A 17114-nucleotide genomic window follows, 5' to 3' on the forward strand; every position below is an offset into this window, starting at 1 on the left:
TATTTAACTATTACCACCTCATCGGTGGTTTTTTTATGCCTATAGGAATCACTTATGAGCAATTTTGTTTTTAAGCGTGGTGACACATTCAACTTGAATTTACAGCTAGTTGATATGGATGAAACCCTGCAATATCCACCTGATGATGTTCGCCGTGCTATTGATCTCACAGGCTATACGTTCACATCGCAAGTTAAATCATTGGTAGATGGATCAGCGGTGGCCACATTGACTTGTGCACCTTTAAGCCAGAGCACACAAAAAGGTTGGCTTAATGTGAAGTCGGGAGCAAGCACAGCATCATGGCCAGTAGGTCTATGTCAGATGGACATTAAAGCGGTAGTGAGTGGAAACACTCAACATACTGAGACCTTAACTTTTCAAGTGATTGACGGGGTAACAGCATAATGGCAAATCTTGTATTTAAGTTTAATTGGGACCATCGACCATTCCAATTAAACTCAGCTCAGGGTAAGCGGCAATTTATGCTGCCTTTCGCTTCAGGTATTCCCAACCTAGCTCCCAACTTTTCTCAAGTTGTTGGTACAGCAGCTATCTCTCAAGGTGGTACAGGGGCGACAACGGCAGCTGATGCTCGATCAAATCTCGGAGCTGCTGAAAAGGGTGTGAACAGTGATATCACAGAGCTCAAGGGCTTATCTACTGTTCTTTCGATCGCACAGGGTGGTACAGGCGGCAATACGGCAATTAATGCAAAAGTTGCATTAGGTTTGGGTGATGCAGGTGTTTTGGGTTATTCAGCAAACGTTGTTGCTTCTCTTTTTGATAAATCACTAGTTTCACAATGGGTAACGGTTCTGGGCCTAAATCGTTTAGTGAACATTTCCCATGGTGATTGGCAAGGTGGAAGTACATCTAATCCTCTATTAATGCCAATGCGTTACGGAACCCTTATGGGTTACCAAGCGAATGATTCGATCGGCACTTATTCATGGCAATTCTTTAAAGGTGTGCAAGGGCACCAGATGTCATATCGATATGGTGCTGGATCTGATGCTTGGTCAGCATGGGGGCATTTAAAGACAAGCTTCAACACATCAGTTGATGCAAATGGATTCTTAAAATCAGCATCACCAGTTGTGAAGTTATTTAATGATCACATTGAACTGAATGAAGATGCTCAAAAGCAGCCAATCGAATTTAAGAAAGTAGATGTAGGCGATTATTTACTTAAAGGTTCTTTAGGATTTGCTCAGGAAGGCTGGTATATCGAAGTACCTAAGGATGCAAATGGAAATACAATCGTAGCCGTGGTGTATGACACATTAGAAAACGGTGACATTTCGATTAAGACTTATAAACGTAAGTTTGATTTTGAACTTGCGGCAGTAGTAGCCGATTTAGAAATGCCTATGGATATTCCAGAAGCACGCTGGGTTGATATTCGCTTACATGAAGAACCGGAGCCTGAACCAGAACCACCTACAACTGAAACGCCTTTTGAGTTTCAGCCAACTAATTTATCCGAAGCAGTAGCAGCTGCCATGGTCGGTATTGCACCGCCAGAACTCTCAGAAGAAACCCAGTAAAGACCCGCTAATTTAGCGGGTTTTTTTACGCCCCCCTTTTTTTAACGACCCGCTCATGAAGCGGGTTTTTTTATGCCTAAATTTTGGAGAACTATAAATGAGTTCAGGCGCGAAAATTCGATTATATGCTTGTGAAGAAGCAGTTTTAGGAATGACTCCAGCAAATCCGATTTGGTACACAGTTCGCCGTGTAACGGATGGCTTATCAGAAAACGTCTCTACTGAAGAAAGCAGCGAGGTGGTTGATTCCCGCTATCGTCAAGGTGGGGTAGTTACTGAAGCGGAAGTAGCTGGTCAGTTAGAGTTTGAATTATCACTTGGTACCTTCGATCTATTCTTAAGTGCATTAGCTTTTAATAACTGGGCAACTAATAGCTTAACCATTGGTGGCACAGTCCGTAAGTCATTAACGCTAGTTAAAGTTTTTGAAGATGTTGGACAGGTATTTATATACCGTGGTGTCCAGGTGAATACGGGTGAAATCACTATTCAAACAACTGGGAAAATCACAGGTAATTTTGGTCTGGTAGGTAGCTCATTCACTCGTCAGACTACAAACCCGGTTGTAAATCCTGTTGCTGCTACAACTCGACCACTAGTTAGCATGCCGAACGTTGAAAGCTTATTAATTAATGGCCAATCAATTCAAGGCAAAGCTTGCATGCAATCACTTACGCTTTCGATTAACAACAATCTGGAAGCAATCCGTTGTATCGGTTCAGGTAAGTACACACCAGAGTTCTATTTAGAGAAGATGATGGATATTGAAGCAAATGCTTCATTCATGTTCTCAGCAACGGCAGCAGGCTGGATTGATGCAATCAAAACTCGTGATGTATTTACTCTGGCTTTCGATATTAAAGACAGCAAAGGAAGTAAATACTCGTTCAACTTCCCACAACTAGAAGTAATGGAAGCTAATCACCCGGATGGCGGTGGCGACGATATCATTACTGTAGATATCAACTTTGCCCAAGTTCGTATGGCTCCAACGATTGTGCGCGCTCTTGTGTAATTCAAATTAATAAACGATAGAGCCTGTGGAATCCCATGGGCTTTTTTATTTTCTAAATTTTCGAGGTAGGTATGGCTTTAAAAGTTGGAATTGTACGAAGCTCTGAAGTATCGAAGTGGTGTACGTTTGAAACTGCAGCTGGGCAGGCAGAGTTTAAAATTCGAGGTATTGGTTATAAGCCGTTTCAAGTTGCATTGGAAAAGGCAGGCAATCAGATCTCGTCTAAAGGCTATGATGTGATGGTAAAAGATGAAAACGGAAAGCTTTATCATGAGCTTTTGATGGATGCTGCTGGAGCGCATTTAATTGAAGACTGGAAGGGCGTTGTTTTTGCTGAGGTGGTGGAAGGTGAAACAGTTGAAATTGATCAGCCTTACACGCCTGAGAATGCCTCCAAGCTACTTAATCTCGGTGATATTGGACTATTGATCTGGTCATTCATTAAAGAACAAGCCCGGAAGATCCAGGAAGAAGCAGATAAGGACAAGGCGAAGATTCTGGGAAAGTCATCGAACTCTACAAGTATCGAAAAACCTATGCGTCAAAAACGTCGCACGAAATCGAACAAATCAAGTTCTTAGGTGGTCATGTTCCAGATCTACCAGAATATTCTTATGCGGCTGACTCAATTCTTGCGGCATTTAGCACGATTATCAGATCTAGACGATATGAGCAAAGCGTACCGTTATGCTTAGATCAGCAGGCTATCAATGTCTATGCTGAGCATAATGATATGCCAGTTGATGCTCATATCTTCAATGACTGTATTTTTGCCTTGGATAATCTATTTATTGAAGAGGCTCATAAGAAGATTTCGACTAAATCCAAAAAGTAATAAATAGCTATCTTCGTGATGGCTATTTTAGATAATGAATTTTGATTTATAGAAATATATAATATTTACAATAAATTATATTGAAAATTAATATGTTAGTAAAACTTTTATATACATTAGGGTTGTCTATTTCTTTGGTGGTTTTAGTTAGCTGTACTAAACAAGGGGAAAATAAGGCACTACCACCTTCAGTTGAAGCTCAATTCATGAGTGCGGATAAAAAAATAGGGAAGATGCTCGATGACCTGGAAAATCGAGATATTTCACTTCAAAGAAAGCGGGAGATATTGTGCAACACCTATCCTGATGTCTACAAAAAACAGTACATGCCATCTCTACTTAAGCTTTCACCAAAAGATTACACCGAACAAACGTTAACTAGAGATTTTGAGGCTGTGATTAGCTTTTATAAAAAAACTTTTGTAGTTAATTGTGGTTGATTTTGTCATTTAAGGATTTAATAGTATATGTCTTACTTCAACAAGTATTCAAAATATCATTTTAAATTCTTAAAGGTGAAAATTGTGTCAAATCAAACAAAATTCATATTTGGTTCAATAATTGTCATACTGTTTATAGCGGGATATAGCTATTTTAAAGATTTAAACTTAGTCAACTGGGGACAAAAAGCTGGGTCTTCAGCCGGAAATGAGATTAATAAAAACATGAATAATAATTAAACTACCTTCGGGTGGTTTTTTAATGTCCTAAGTGTTAAATTTTACTCATTATTAAAATGGGTATTTTCATGAAAAAAATTATTATGTTAGGGTTAATTTGTTTGTCTTCGTCTTCATGGGCAGAAAATAAAAACCTCGGTACATGTGAGATTTCAAAAGATAAAATTATTGTTGGTGATGTGGGGCTGGGGAAATCAGTTAAGGAATTAGCATCAAAAGATTATAGAAGGCTTGAACTTGCGAATGATGTTTTTAACAAAAAAGGATCAAAGGAATATCGTGTTTCGATCTTAAATAGGACTAATGATATTTGGTTAGGTAGTCAACCAATCCGTGATTTTAACTTCATTACCTATGATCCAAACAATTATAAAATTTTGAGTTTTGGATTAAGTCTAAGAATGGATGATTTTCCAGTTGCCAAAGTTAAAGATGCCCTTATAACTTTATATGGTTTACCTAAAGTTGGCTGGAGTTTGACTCAAGAAACTGATCCTAGATACGGGCAAGTCAATGAATATCATTATAAATGTAAGGATTATTTGATAGAAATCACACAATCTGGATTAGGAACAAGTATGAGAATGTATGATAAAGGTGTAACGAGATGAAGAGGATTGTTCTCATCGGAAGTTGTTTAATCTTGAGTTCGAGTTACGTTTCAGCAAATGAAAATAAGAAGGAAAGCTTTTGTAGAGGAATCTATGATTATACTGAAATGGTTATGACTAACAGGCAAGATGGTGTTTCTATTAAGGTTATGTTTGATTCTTTAGAAAAGACTAGTGCAAGTGAGGATCAAAAAAAATTAAGCAAAAAATATATTTTAGATGCTTATGAACGACCTAAATATAGTACTAAAGAAAAACAACGTGAAGAGATTAATGAGTTTTCCAAAGATAAATTCATAAGCTGTATTAATAATTTATCTTAGTCTTAACAAACTTAAAACCCCGCAAATGCGGGGTTTTTTATTGCCTGGAGAAAAGTAAAAATGGCACAAGAATCCCGTCTGGTCATTGTTATTGATTCGCAAAATGCTGAACGTAATGCGCGCAATCTAGGCAATGAACTCAATAGTATTGAAAAGAATGGCGACTTTGCATCTAAGTCCATGGACCGTATGTCTGTTGCTACTCGTACATTAGCAGGTTATATGGCTGGGCTAGTAACAGTAGGGGCTGCTATTAGTAAGATGGACCTCTACACTGGTATTAATAACAAATTAAAATTAGTGACTAGTAATCAAAAAGAATTAAATCAGGCAATGGATGATACTTTTGAAATTGCACAGCGCTCTGCTTCATCTTGGAGTGCGGTCAATGATGTGTACTCCAAATATATGTCCAATGCAAAAACACTAAATTTAACTCAAGAACAAACAGCGAAACTAACTGAAATTACTTCGAAAGCAGTAGCTATTAGCGGTTCAAATACTGAATCAGCTGCAGCTGCACTCTTTCAATATGGTCAGAGCCTTGATGGGAATATTTTGCGTGCAGAAGAATATAACAGCCTAGTTGATGGTGCAGGTGGACTTCTAAATGCGATGGCTAAAGGGTTAGGCGTAACTCGAGGTGAACTCCGTCAAATGATGCTTGATGGAAAACTCACTGGAGAAGTTATTACTAAAGCCTTATTAAAAGCTGGCGATAGTGTTGAACAGCTTTATGGGAAAACTAATAAAACTATTGGCGCATCTCTTGAGATGCTGAGTAATGGAATTACTAAATTTGTAGGTGAAACTGGGCAGGGTTCGGGCGCTGCACAGTCTTTAGCTGGAGCTATTCAAATTCTTGCAATGAATTTGGATTTGATTGCGGATGGTGCTTTCGTAATTGGTATTGGATATGTCACTAAAGCAATTACTGCCAAATCATTAGCTGTCTATGCTGATATAGCTGCAACTACTGCAAGCATTCAGGCAAGTCGTTCAAAAGCATTGGCTGAGTTGGCTGAATCCTCAGCTGCTGTTAAGTCTGCCCAAGCTCAAGTCACAAATACTCAAGCTACTTTAACTGCGTTGACTGCGGAAAAAGCATTAGAGGCGGAACGCTTAAAATCACAGATCAATTCAGTTGGGCGCACTCAATCTATTACACGTATGGCTGAGATTAAGAAAATTGAAGCTCAGGTAACACGTGAACTTGCTGCAGCAGAGACTACTTTAGCAGTTGCCCAAACTCGCAATGCAACGGCTCAGAAAGCAGCAGTTGGACTATCAGGTGCTATGTTAGGTGCGGGCCGTAGTTTATTAGGTGTTTTGGGTGGTCCATTAGGTATGGGAATAACAGTAGCTACCTTGGCTGCTGGATATTTGTTGATGCGTGATAATGGCAATGAAGCCAATGACATGCTTAAGGATCAGACACGATATGCTGGAATGGCAGCAGATGAACTCACTAAACTTAATGGTGCACAAAAGCGTGCAGCTGAAGGAGAACTTACTAAGCAATTAAACTCTCAGTCAGCTCAACTTAAAAAATCTCAGAATGAATTCTTAGCATTGACGCAAACTATTGCTGATAGTAATAAAAAGAGTACAGAGGCATATCGCATCTGGGCAGAATTAACTACTGAAACAATAGGAGTAAATCAGGCATTTGAAAGACTAAATCAATTAGATTTTATCAATTCAGACCAGATTAATCAGTTAGTTGACAGTAAGAAGAAAGTTGATGAAAACACTATTGCAGTTAACAAAACTAATGCTGAGTTAAATTTAGTTAGAACAACTGGAGCAAATGCTAAAGCAGGTTTAAACGATGTTGGGCAGGGAGCTAAAAATGCTGCAACTGAGGTTAATCAACTCCACGACAAGCTTAAAGATATCAATAAAACTTTAGCTGATCGTAAGTGGGATGCTGCTTTCAAAACTACACTTATAAAAAAATACGGTAGGTCAGTTGAAGAAGCAGATTTGTTATTGCAAACATATCGAGAAAATCAGAAAAAAGGTTATTCTGGAGTTACTGTTGAGCAAGACAAAATAATTAAAGGGATTGTAGGTCAGGAGAGTGCGCTTGAAGCACTTGTAAATAAGGACAAGGAGCGAACAAGAGAGCTAGAAAAACAGGAAAAAATCACGAAACGCCTAGTTGGTGTTTCTGGCCAATCTGGTATTGGTACAGGCCCTCATCTTGATGTTCGTTATGGTGGCTCAATGTCTGGCCAAAAAGTTTCTAATGAGCATCTCGCTAGGTTGCAGGCGGGTGGCAAACCATTGTCATCCTACAAGATCAGTTCCAACTATGGTCCAAGACAAGCCCCTACTAAAGGGGCTTCTTCATTTCACAAGGGTATTGATTTTTCAATGCCTGAAGGTACGCCGATCACGACCAATGTTGCTGTGAAAGATATCAAGACAAGATATGACAGCAAAGGTGGTGGCTATGTTAGTGAGGTGATCTTTGAAGATGGTGTAACACTTAAACTTCTGCATCAGTCTCCAAGTATGCAAAGCAAGGTTAAAGGTGGGGCAAGTAAAGGGAGTGATAAAGCTTCAGGTGATATCCAATCACAACTTGATCGTCAACTAGATTCCCAACGTTCCCTTGAAAATGAAGTGGCCACTGAAGTACAGCGGATTCAGAATAACTTAAAAGTTAGACTGGAGGATGTTGATAAAGCTGGCTTTACTCCAGAGCGTACAGTTGAAATTAAGGCTGAATTACAGCGCCGTGCTGATAATGAAATTGCGATCGCCAAACAAGCTATTAGAAGCAAACTAGAGGACTATAAGGAGTTCCAGAAAACTGAGGAACAGTTACTTGAAGAGAACTTTAACCGTAAAAAGTTCAATGCAGCTCATGATATTGAATTAAGTAAATCTGAACAGAAACAGGCCGTTGAGTTAGTCAAAGAACAGTATAAACAAGAACTCGCGCTTATGCAGTTGGCACAAGAACAACGTGCATTTCAAGCTCGTTTATCTCTGCTTTCCGAAACTCAAGCCATGCAGGAACGCTATAGACTCGAACGGGAGGAAATTCTTAAGAATACAAAGCTTTCAATTGAAGAACGCCAAAAACTAATCGCGTTGTCTAAAGCTACACAGGACAAAGAGACACGCGACAAAGTGAACAATGCTGTTCAGAACTGGGGCGGTATTCAGGCTGACATGAATGGTAGCAGTGAGTTCTTTAGACAGGATCAGGAACGGTTTAGCCGCTTGGGTGCTGCAAATGATTTAGCTGATAGCCAATATGCAGCAGTTGATTTAGACGAACAAAACGGTCTGGATGGCTTGAATGCACAAATGGAAGCTGGATTAATTCAGCAACAGGATTTTGAAAATCAAAAGACTGCCATTATTCAAGCTGCTCAAGAGCAAAGAAGTCAAATTTACAATGAATTTGCCCAGAACACTAAGGACATTGAAGACAAGCATCAACAAGATAGATTAAACACACAGATTGCTCTTGGTGGGCAAATGATGGGTTCAGTCACATCTATGTTCGGTTCTATGTTTGGGGAGCAATCTAAAGCCTACAAGCTCATGTTTGCTGCCGATAAAGCTTATGCAATTGCTGCCGCTGGTATTGCTATTCAGCAGAATATCGCAGCAGCTTCAAAAGCTGGTTTCCCGTATAACTTACCTTTAATTGCTGGGGCGGTTGCGCAGGGTGCTAGCATTATTGCAAACATCCGGGCAATCAAGGATCAGGGCTTTGCTGATGGTGGTTTTACTGGATATGGTGGCAAATATGATCCGGCAGGTATTGTTCATAAAGGCGAAGTGGTCTGGTCACAGGATGACATCCGCCGTTGGGGTGGTGTTGGTTTAGTCGAGAATATGCGTAAGAGCTCAGGCCCTGAAGCATTTATCAATAACCATGCTCAAAACAACACTTCTACAGAGAATGTCTTTAATCGTTCATTCTTAAGCTCAAAAGCTTTTAATGATAGTCAAAGTACCTCGAATATTTTTAATCAACCTACTCGAGATGATCAGATTATTGTTAAAGCCCTCAAGCCAAGCAATAGCACAGTATCTAAATTAGGAGATGTTCAGAACATAACTAATCAATATGCTCCGAATAACTCAAGCTTTAGTAAAGTGCTGGGTAAATCTATTCAAAGTAGCAAATCCTTTAGTGACAGCAAATCCAATATCTCTAATTTCTCTAACTCGAAAATCTTAAATAGTAATGTTTCGAACAGTACTGTTCAGAATGCTCAGAAAGAATTGCTAAAGGAAGTTGCTGTATTTAGAAGTGATTTAAGCTCAAATCAAATTGTCGTGGATGGCTCGAAAGGCTTTGCTAATGGAGGATATACAGGTAGAGGTAAAAAGTATGATGTAGCTGGCGCTGTGCATAGAAATGAGGTTGTCTGGTCACAAGATGATATTAGAAATTGGGGCGGTGTCGAGAAAGTTGAACAATTGAGGAAGGCTAGAAGTCCAGAATCATTTATATCTAACTATGCTCAAAATAACACCTCTTTTGAAAATATCGTGAATCGGGCAAATCAAAGTTCAAGAGCATTTAAACAAAGTAGAGATATTTCGAACATCTTTAATCAGTCTTATCAAGATGATCAGATTATCTATAAGGGAAATACAAGTGCAGCCAACCCATCTAACATGGTGAACTCAGATCTATTCCATGACGGTAAAGTTTACTTCTCATCAAATGGTTTAGTTCAGGATCGTTCAAATATTGATGATGTCCAGGACTTTACCTTAGGACAGGCTGGTCGTCCTCAATCTGATGTTATGACTTCGTTTGAACCGGCTTCACCGACTATCAACTTTAAAATTGAAGTTGTGAATCAGGTAAATGGTGCAACAGTTGAAACAGAACAGCTTGATGAGAAAACTGTTCGAATCATTGTGAAAGAGGAGTTGGATAAACAGCTTCCAAGAGCGGTACCGAAATTAGTAAGTGAGGATATTAAAAATCCAAACTCTCTAATTAGTCGTTCTTTGACTGAGAATACGACTGCAAGACGAAATCGTTAATGAAAAACCACCTTTCGAGGTGGTTTTAGTCGAGCTATTAAGTTTCATTTCACCCTTTTTAAGAAAGTTTTAAATCTTAAAAAAAATTGAAAAAATGTTAATTTTTAATAGATTCGTAAAACTTTTTAATACCTTTCAGCGACAAGTTAAGTCGTTTATCATTCTCAACCTCTTTCTATTGTTAATTTAGTGATATTTTTCTTTTGAATTAGATTAAAAATGCCACATTGACGAGACGGCCAGAAAAGTTTATATTTCGCGAAAGAAACAGATCGTTCTACTTGAAGCTAGTAATTATCTGTTTTACTTAAATTATCTATAACAATGATAAATTCAATTTTATTGCTAAGATTAAAGAGAATCCAGTTATATGCTAAATCCTGAGCTAATTGAATTGCCAGAATTTATCTTCGCATTTGAGAAAAAATATCTCAATGACGAAGTCACTGCGGATCTTCTAAGTATTATTGAAAGACTTAAAATGGTCAAAGGAGAACATGTAGCTAATGCATATAATAGAATTGGTATCATTCAAGTTTATTTAAACCATTATGAAGATGCCCTAGATTCTTTTCTGTTTTCATTTCAATCCAAATTTCATGATGGTACTTATAGAAATTATCTTCAGACTTTAGAAAGAGTTGGAGCGTATGATCGTCTCTTCAATCAAGGGATTGAAGTATTATGTTCTAATCCTAATAATAGGATAATTTTTGATTGTTTATTAGATATAACTGTTAAGTATTCAATGAAATCAAATTTTGAAATTCTAAAAAAATATGAAAAATATATAAATCAAAATGATAGCTTTCCTGATTTTTATGAAAAGATGGAAGCTTCTGAAGAAGCTATTATAAATGATGTGAATATTATTGAATACAATAATATTAATATTGATTATTTTAGAAGAGTTACGAATATTGGATTCTGTGAGTTTAGAAAATTTTCAAATGAAGAGTTAAGATTTGCAACTAAAACAAATGATTTTGGTGAAATGAGTATTAGATTGCAAGCTAATATTTCTAAATCTGATCTACGTTATTTAAACTATATGTTTGATAAAAAAATTGCTGAATCCGTAACAAGTGGATATTTATCTTTTGAGGATTATAAAACTCATTTAAATAAAATGAGTTTTGGGTATGAAATTAAAAATATCAGTAAGTTAGAGGGGGCCATAGCTTAATATGGATCATGCTAAATTTTATGAATCTGGTACTAAGTTTAATTTCGATCAAATTGAAAATCCTGAAGAAATTGAAATTAGAAATGCTGTAGGAAGAATTTACTATTATATTTATCATGAAGTATTGAAATGGGTTAACTCTGATAATACTTTAAGACCTATTTATTTAAATTTAGATATTAAATCTTTCCATTTAAAGCTTAGAAAAGTTTTTTTTGAAATGGTTCAAGAAACTAATATTGAGTTATATGGTAAAATTTCGAGATTATTAGAAAATTTACATCAAGCTAGATGTGATTGCGATTATGATTTATTAGAAGCAGTTGATAAAGATCTTTTTGATACTTTTATTGTCAATTTCACAGATTTAAAGCAAGCATGCTTAAAATTTAAAAATGACATCTTTCCAGCTTTTGAATGTGAAATTTTGGAAGAGATAGCTTCAACAAATATTGAAAATGCAAAAATCACTATTTTGAAAAAAGGCAAATCTGATAAACCAAAACTTCGAATATTGTAGTATCAATTTATGTACAACTGTTAATTAATTTGTTTTTAATATTATGAAATAGCCCCTTTGGGGCTTTTTTATTGCCTGAAGGAAAGTTATGTACAAGTTAAAGCTAAATCCTCAAACAAATGGCTACGGCGTAACACCAGGTGATGATGTAAAGCGTCAGCAAATGGATGGAGGGCGAGGACGCTATTACATCGATGTAAAACGTAATAGCCACATTGTTGATGTGAACTGGAATTTAAGTAAAACCGATTTCAATAAGATGATGGCTTTTTGGCGACTTTACCAAAGCAAGCCAGCATCATTTTATGCTGATCTGGTGATTGACCAGGGAACACGCCAGCAATATCAATGCAACTTCATTCCCAACTCATTCAAAACTAATGAAGTGAATGGAAATCTTTACCGGGTAACTGCCCAGCTAGAAGTTATTCAAAACCAGCCTAACGCTACTGCTGATCAGGCCCTTATTAGTGATTGGGTGGTGTAATGGATAACGAATACGCTAAGTTCTTTCTCAATCGTAAAGTCGATATCTATCAACTGGAGTGTATTGAGTTATCACACCCTTCTTTTATAAACACGTATCGGGTTGTACGTAATGATGATCGCGGTGTCTATGTACAGCACAAAGAAGGGTCAGGCCAGTTCTACTATGAATATTTACCATTAACGATCCAAAGATCTGGAATGTTAGGTGATCTGGACCAGACTTTAACGGTCTCAGTTTCTGGTCTTGGCGATATATTGCCGGATGAGTTTGAGCGAGTGCTGGAAGGCCAATTTGCAGATGTGAAACCTACTGTCAATTACCGCCTATACAGTTCAGATAACTTGAATACACCAATCCATTATTTGTTAGGACTGCAATTGGCAGGTGTTTCAATGAACAATAAAGCAGTTACTTTTAAAGCTGAATCCCCTCGTTTAAATACTTCCAAAACTGGTGACATTTTCTCCCTGGATAGATTTAGTGGGCTGAAGGGGGCTGTATGAAAAGTCATGATCATTTACTTGATAAGCAATACGACGAAGAGCACTACAACTGTGTTCACTTTGCACATGAAGCCGCTCTAGATCTTTATGGAGTAGACCGGAGTGAAGCTTTGGATTTGTTCATGAAACCTAAAGGTCATATCGAGTTTAAAGTCTCACGATTAAAACTCTTAAATCCGCTGCCCATGCCCAAGGAAGGCTGCATAGTCGCCTTCCATCCAAGACAAAGAAATAAGCCCCCGCATGTGGGGCTTTTTCGTGGGCAGAAGGTTTTACACCTCATGGAGAGTGGAGTCACTTATTTAGCTGAAGACGTCATTAAAGCAATGGGGTTTTGTCGGGTTAGTTACTATGATTAAGATTATTTATAAACAAGATCCTTTGTCTGAAGAGAAGACAATTGAGCAAGCCGAAACTATCGGGCAATGGCTTACTTCAAAATATGAATACTTACCTGAGCATGTCCGTATTTTTCACACATCAAGCAACATGGATCATGCGGAGATCTCTTTTGCCAATGAAGTTACACCTAAGAATGCTTATGACTTAAAGCAGCTTGATTTCTTGCCAGGCACTTTTATTGTGATTGAAAACCCAAAAGGTATGCCTGCACTTATTGCTGCTATCGTTTCTATTGTTTTAAGTGTGGCGATTGCATTTTTAATGCCCGCGCCGTCAATTGCCCAAACCACTCAGAATAACAACCAATCTTCATCTGCAAATAACGAACTTTCAAACCGCGAAAACAAAATGCGAGTGAATGGCCGTATTGCTGATATCTATGGTGCTGCTTGGGATACGCCTGATTTAATTGCAGTTCCTTACAAGGTCTATGAAAACAACGTCGAGGTTGAACATCTTGTTGGCTGTATTGGGCGTGGTCACTATCACATCAAAGGCGCTTACGATGGTGAAACCAATATTGTTGATATTGCTGGTGCGTCGGTAGAAGTCTTTCGACCAGGTGTCGATATCATCTCTGGACAGCCTTATTTTTCGCTTGGTAGCGAAATTACTACACCACCATTAACTGTCCAGCATCAAAACTCAGTGAATGGCCAGATATTGAGACCAGCCGACACGCAAAGTCTGGAGGGTACAAATTATCTTCAATTTGCTTACCCAAACGAGATCCTGCGAGCAGCTGCTAACAATACCGATTTAACAACTAAGTTTGTCAGCAATGACCGTGTAGAAATTACAAATGCCTCTTTTACTTATAACGGTCAAACCTACGATTTAAACGGTTCGTACAGCGTTTTATCCGTAGCTGATGACCGAATGGCCTTATCAAATCCAGCAGCGGTAAATCCGAACTGGCTAAAGCTAAAAGAACTAACTAACCAGCAAACAGGTGCTATATCTCCAAAGCTTTCATCCATTGGTGAAAAATGGATTGGTCCATTTATTCTGGACAACCTTGAACGTAGTCGTGTCATCTTTAACTTTGTGGCGAATAACGGGCTTTATACAGTCTCTTCAGGCGGTAACCAGGCGGCAGTCAATGTCACAATTGAAGTTGAAGTAACGCCAGTGAATGAGTCTGGGGCAGCTATTGGCAACCCAATGCTAAAGCAGATCATTCTCAAGGGTTCAGCTAAGTCACGGCAAACTGTTGGCACGACGCTAGATATGGTCACGTTTCAGGGGCGCTGTAGTGTCCGTGCTCGACGTTTAACACCAACCCCGGCAGTTACAACTGTAGTTGATGAGGTGAAGTGGCAAGCGCTATACGGCGCATTTCCATTGCAAAGCACAATGTATGAGCATGAAACAGTATTTCGTGCACGTACATATGCAACAACTGGAGCTTTATCTGTTAAGTCGCGCAAGATCAATTTTGATCTTCAGCGTATGTTGCCCACCTATAAAAATGGAGCAATAACGACTGAGCTATTTCCAACATCTAGTTTTGCAGATGCACTGGTTTCAATGGCGCTCGATGACAAGATTGGTCGCCGTACGATCGACGAGATTGATATTGAAAACATCTATCGTACTTATAACGATATTGTCGATTACTTCGGTACACCTTTAGCGGCTGAGTTCTGTGCCACCATTGATGATACTAATCTTTCTTTTGAGGAGCTGGTCACCAACCTTTGTGATGCTGTGTTTTGTACTGCTTATCGTCAAAACAACAAGCTCAAGATTTACTTTGAACGACCGACTGATAATTCGGTATTGCTGTTTAACTTCAGAAATATCATTCCAGATAGTTATAAGCATGATCTCACGCTTGGCATGATGGATGACTATGATGGATTGATCTATGAATATACGGATCCTGCCGACGACACCCGCATAAATATCTATCTACCGGATAAAGGAGTCAAAAAACCCAAAGAAGTTAAATCTGTTGGGGTGCGTAATAAATGGCAAGCCCGGTTTAATGCGTACCGGCTCTGGAACAAGCTCCGCTTCCAGCGTAAATCAATTACTTTTGATGCAGCCCCTGAATCGGAATTACTGGTTTTACGGGACCGAATTGCTGTAGCGGATTATCGGAATGGCATCCATCAAAGCGGTGATGTGGTTAAACAAGAGGGCTTAATTCTCACTCTAAGCCATGATGTCGATTTTATAGCTGGCAAGAGCTATGTGATTTATTTGCAAATGGGAGATGGTACCGTTGATCTACTTCCTATTACTGCTGGATCTGCTAAGAATAAGGTGGTCTTAGGCCGCTTGCCAAATGGTGCTCTCAAGCTAAGTTCTGATGATTTTGTTAATACCATTTATACCGTTGTTAATGACGATACAAAGGACTCACTGCCTTATCTGGTAGCAAAGAAGGATCCGGTTGATCAATTCTCAAATACGATTACGGCAGTGAATTACGATGTGCGTTATTACCTCAACGATAAAGATTTCATTGATGTTCCAGTTGATGATTCTCCAATCTACATTCGATATGACCAGCTAGATATTAATCTTGCGCGGTTATATCAGATGCAAAGAGGTGATTTACCAACTACAGGTGAGATTAGTTTTGTAGTTGAAACCGGTGCTTTAGTTTCCAGCTCAAGTACCTACCGACCAGAAACTAGGTTTGTCTATAACCCTAAGTATGACGGCAACCCTCCTAAACGGGTATTTACTGTTGCAGGTGCTAATGAACTTCCTGCAATTGATACGGGAGAATTTCCGCCTGATCTGGTTGTTAATCTTACGATTAAGGGATCTGTAGTAGGACGTGGTGGGGATGGCGGATTACCGCATCTTGCATATGGCGCTTGGGAAACAGATTCTGATTTCAACTTTTCTAAAACACGCCGTGATGGGTTTCAGGGTGCACCTGGTTTATTGAACAAGCACAGTAAATTGAACTTAATTATTAATGGAGGAACTTTAGCTCGGGGTGGATCTGGAGGTGGTGCGACCCCAAGTGGTATTTATGCGGATTCATCATTTGGGGTACAAGGTTGTGCTGGAGGAGGAGGTGCTCCATTTGGGCGTGTGATGTCTGGCCAGCCAGTTTACAGTGATTCTCAGGATTGGAGACTGTACCTTGACGGTTATTTAATAGTTATGAAAAGTACTGATGCTGATGCCGAAATACCTGGTAAAGGTTCAAGAGTGGTAAATAGCTATGTTACCTCGCCATTATCCGGAGATGGTGGAAACTGGGGCGAACGTGGCACCAAGTCCATCAATGATGGAACATGGAACTGGAATTACCATGGCACAACAGAAGGTCAGCCGGGAGCTGGTGGAGCCGCCATAGTTGGAGTGGCACCGTTAACAACACAATTGATCAATGGAGGGAAGATTTTACAAACCCTTTAATACTTTGAAAGAACTTAGAGCACCCATATCGGGTGCTTTTTTTGCCTATGATCTGGAGGAAGGCATGCATGAACGATCAAACAAATAGCGTAGTGGAAGCAGCTGCAAGTACGGCTGCGGCGACTGCAACTAAATTCACTTATGGCTATGTAGTGGGAGGCAGCTTGATCGGGGTAATTGGAAAAATTGACTGGGCCGTTGTCTTTTCAATCTTAATCGGTATAGCCACATACTTAACGAATCTCTATTTTAAAAGTCGAGATGAAAAGCGAAAGAATGAGATTCATGATCTTCAAACGAAGCAATATGAATTAACTAAGAAACGAATCCAAGGAGATAGTGATGAGCAGCGAACAGACTAGAGCATACCTTTCATTTGCTCTTGTGGCGTTAATGTTTGTTTTGGTGATTGCATTATTCTTTGTGGAAATGCCACGGGAAAATAGTACTCTTTTAAATACAGCCTTAGGTTTTATTGCTGGGGCAATGTCTATGGCTTGCGGCTATTACTTTGGTAGTTCCGAGCTAGAAAAGAAAAAGAAAACAGAAGATATAAAGCAGCTGTAGCAAACACACATTTA

At 38.8% G+C, this 17114-nt stretch carries 16 protein-coding genes; all 16 read left to right on the forward strand.

The annotated features are described in order from the left end of the window. The first annotated feature begins 54 nt into the window (after positions 1-54). The 16 genes from F968_RS05575 to F968_RS05655 all read left to right on the forward strand — a co-directional run bounded on the left by F968_RS05575 (position 55) and on the right by F968_RS05655 (position 17100). On the forward strand, positions 55-408 hold the full coding sequence (locus F968_RS05575; protein WP_004791110.1) for a hypothetical protein: 354 nt from the start codon (positions 55-57) through the stop codon (positions 406-408). Then, positions 408-1550 carry a phage tail fiber protein gene (locus F968_RS05580; protein WP_004791112.1) on the forward strand — a complete coding sequence of 381 codons (1143 nt, stop codon included), beginning with the start codon at positions 408-410 and terminating at the stop codon, positions 1548-1550. Before F968_RS05575 ends, F968_RS05580 begins: the two co-directional genes overlap by 1 nt. 97 nt (positions 1551-1647) lie before the next feature. Continuing rightward, entirely contained in the window at positions 1648-2565 is a 918-nt protein-coding gene (locus tag F968_RS05585) for a phage tail tube protein (protein WP_004791114.1), read from the forward strand. Between the two features lie 71 nt (positions 2566-2636). Further along, complete coding sequence (locus F968_RS05590) at positions 2637-3146, forward strand: hypothetical protein (protein ID WP_004791116.1); 510 nt, start codon at positions 2637-2639, stop codon at positions 3144-3146. Between the two features lie 346 nt (positions 3147-3492). Next, positions 3493-3840 carry a hypothetical protein gene (locus F968_RS05595; protein WP_004791118.1) on the forward strand — a complete coding sequence of 116 codons (348 nt, stop codon included), beginning with the start codon at positions 3493-3495 and terminating at the stop codon, positions 3838-3840. Positions 3841-4148: 308 nt separating this feature from the next. Continuing rightward, on the forward strand, positions 4149-4691 hold the full coding sequence (locus F968_RS05605; protein ID WP_034596156.1) for a hypothetical protein: 543 nt from the start codon (positions 4149-4151) through the stop codon (positions 4689-4691). Further along, positions 4688-5014: a hypothetical protein gene (locus F968_RS05610; protein WP_004791124.1), complete on the forward strand. Its 327-nt coding sequence runs from the start codon at positions 4688-4690 to the stop codon at positions 5012-5014. Before F968_RS05605 ends, F968_RS05610 begins: the two co-directional genes overlap by 4 nt. 60 nt (positions 5015-5074) lie before the next feature. Then, on the forward strand, positions 5075-10045 hold the full coding sequence (locus F968_RS05615) for a tape measure protein (RefSeq protein ID WP_004791125.1): 4971 nt from the start codon (positions 5075-5077) through the stop codon (positions 10043-10045). Positions 10046-10415: 370 nt separating this feature from the next. Continuing rightward, positions 10416-11231, forward strand: a complete 816-nt coding sequence (locus F968_RS05620) for a hypothetical protein (protein ID WP_004791128.1) — start codon at positions 10416-10418, stop codon at positions 11229-11231. Position 11232: 1 nt separating this feature from the next. Continuing rightward, a complete protein-coding gene (locus tag F968_RS05625; RefSeq protein WP_004791129.1) occupies positions 11233-11751 on the forward strand; it encodes a hypothetical protein in 519 nt (172 codons plus the stop codon). 88 nt (positions 11752-11839) lie between these two features. Beyond that, positions 11840-12238, forward strand: a complete 399-nt coding sequence (locus tag F968_RS05630; RefSeq protein ID WP_004791132.1) for a hypothetical protein — start codon at positions 11840-11842, stop codon at positions 12236-12238. Further along, entirely contained in the window at positions 12238-12744 is a 507-nt protein-coding gene (locus F968_RS05635) for a DUF1833 family protein (RefSeq protein ID WP_004791134.1), read from the forward strand. Before F968_RS05630 ends, F968_RS05635 begins: the two co-directional genes overlap by 1 nt. Then, positions 12741-13103: a hypothetical protein gene (locus F968_RS05640; RefSeq protein ID WP_004791136.1), complete on the forward strand. Its 363-nt coding sequence runs from the start codon at positions 12741-12743 to the stop codon at positions 13101-13103. The genes F968_RS05635 and F968_RS05640 overlap by 4 nt, the downstream gene beginning before the upstream one ends. Next, positions 13096-16533, forward strand: coding sequence for a host specificity factor TipJ family phage tail protein (locus tag F968_RS05645; RefSeq protein ID WP_004791137.1), 3438 nt, complete (start codon positions 13096-13098; stop codon positions 16531-16533). The genes F968_RS05640 and F968_RS05645 overlap by 8 nt, the downstream gene beginning before the upstream one ends. A 68-nt stretch (positions 16534-16601) precedes the next feature. Next, positions 16602-16895: a phage holin gene (locus F968_RS05650; protein WP_004791140.1), complete on the forward strand. Its 294-nt coding sequence runs from the start codon at positions 16602-16604 to the stop codon at positions 16893-16895. Next, positions 16876-17100 carry a hypothetical protein gene (locus F968_RS05655; protein ID WP_004791142.1) on the forward strand — a complete coding sequence of 75 codons (225 nt, stop codon included), beginning with the start codon at positions 16876-16878 and terminating at the stop codon, positions 17098-17100. The genes F968_RS05650 and F968_RS05655 overlap by 20 nt, the downstream gene beginning before the upstream one ends. Positions 17101-17114: the final 14 nt, after the last annotated feature.

The organism is Acinetobacter sp. NIPH 817 (genome assembly GCF_000368405.1).
Taxonomy (GTDB): Bacteria; Pseudomonadota; Gammaproteobacteria; order Pseudomonadales; family Moraxellaceae; genus Acinetobacter.

Coding starts and splice junctions, on each gene's coding strand:
- F968_RS05575 (WP_004791110.1), top strand. CDS start 55: ATGAGCAATTTTGTTTTTAAGCGTGGTGACACATTCAACTTGAATTTA.
- F968_RS05580 (WP_004791112.1), top strand. CDS start 408: ATGGCAAATCTTGTATTTAAGTTTAATTGGGACCATCGACCATTCCAA.
- F968_RS05585 (WP_004791114.1), top strand. CDS start 1,648: ATGAGTTCAGGCGCGAAAATTCGATTATATGCTTGTGAAGAAGCAGTT.
- F968_RS05590 (WP_004791116.1), top strand. CDS start 2,637: ATGGCTTTAAAAGTTGGAATTGTACGAAGCTCTGAAGTATCGAAGTGG.
- F968_RS05595 (WP_004791118.1), top strand. CDS start 3,493: ATGTTAGTAAAACTTTTATATACATTAGGGTTGTCTATTTCTTTGGTG.
- F968_RS05605 (WP_034596156.1), top strand. CDS start 4,149: ATGAAAAAAATTATTATGTTAGGGTTAATTTGTTTGTCTTCGTCTTCA.
- F968_RS05610 (WP_004791124.1), top strand. CDS start 4,688: ATGAAGAGGATTGTTCTCATCGGAAGTTGTTTAATCTTGAGTTCGAGT.
- F968_RS05615 (WP_004791125.1), top strand. CDS start 5,075: ATGGCACAAGAATCCCGTCTGGTCATTGTTATTGATTCGCAAAATGCT.
- F968_RS05620 (WP_004791128.1), top strand. CDS start 10,416: ATGCTAAATCCTGAGCTAATTGAATTGCCAGAATTTATCTTCGCATTT.
- F968_RS05625 (WP_004791129.1), top strand. CDS start 11,233: ATGGATCATGCTAAATTTTATGAATCTGGTACTAAGTTTAATTTCGAT.
- F968_RS05630 (WP_004791132.1), top strand. CDS start 11,840: ATGTACAAGTTAAAGCTAAATCCTCAAACAAATGGCTACGGCGTAACA.
- F968_RS05635 (WP_004791134.1), top strand. CDS start 12,238: ATGGATAACGAATACGCTAAGTTCTTTCTCAATCGTAAAGTCGATATC.
- F968_RS05640 (WP_004791136.1), top strand. CDS start 12,741: ATGAAAAGTCATGATCATTTACTTGATAAGCAATACGACGAAGAGCAC.
- F968_RS05645 (WP_004791137.1), top strand. CDS start 13,096: ATGATTAAGATTATTTATAAACAAGATCCTTTGTCTGAAGAGAAGACA.
- F968_RS05650 (WP_004791140.1), top strand. CDS start 16,602: ATGAACGATCAAACAAATAGCGTAGTGGAAGCAGCTGCAAGTACGGCT.
- F968_RS05655 (WP_004791142.1), top strand. CDS start 16,876: ATGAGCAGCGAACAGACTAGAGCATACCTTTCATTTGCTCTTGTGGCG.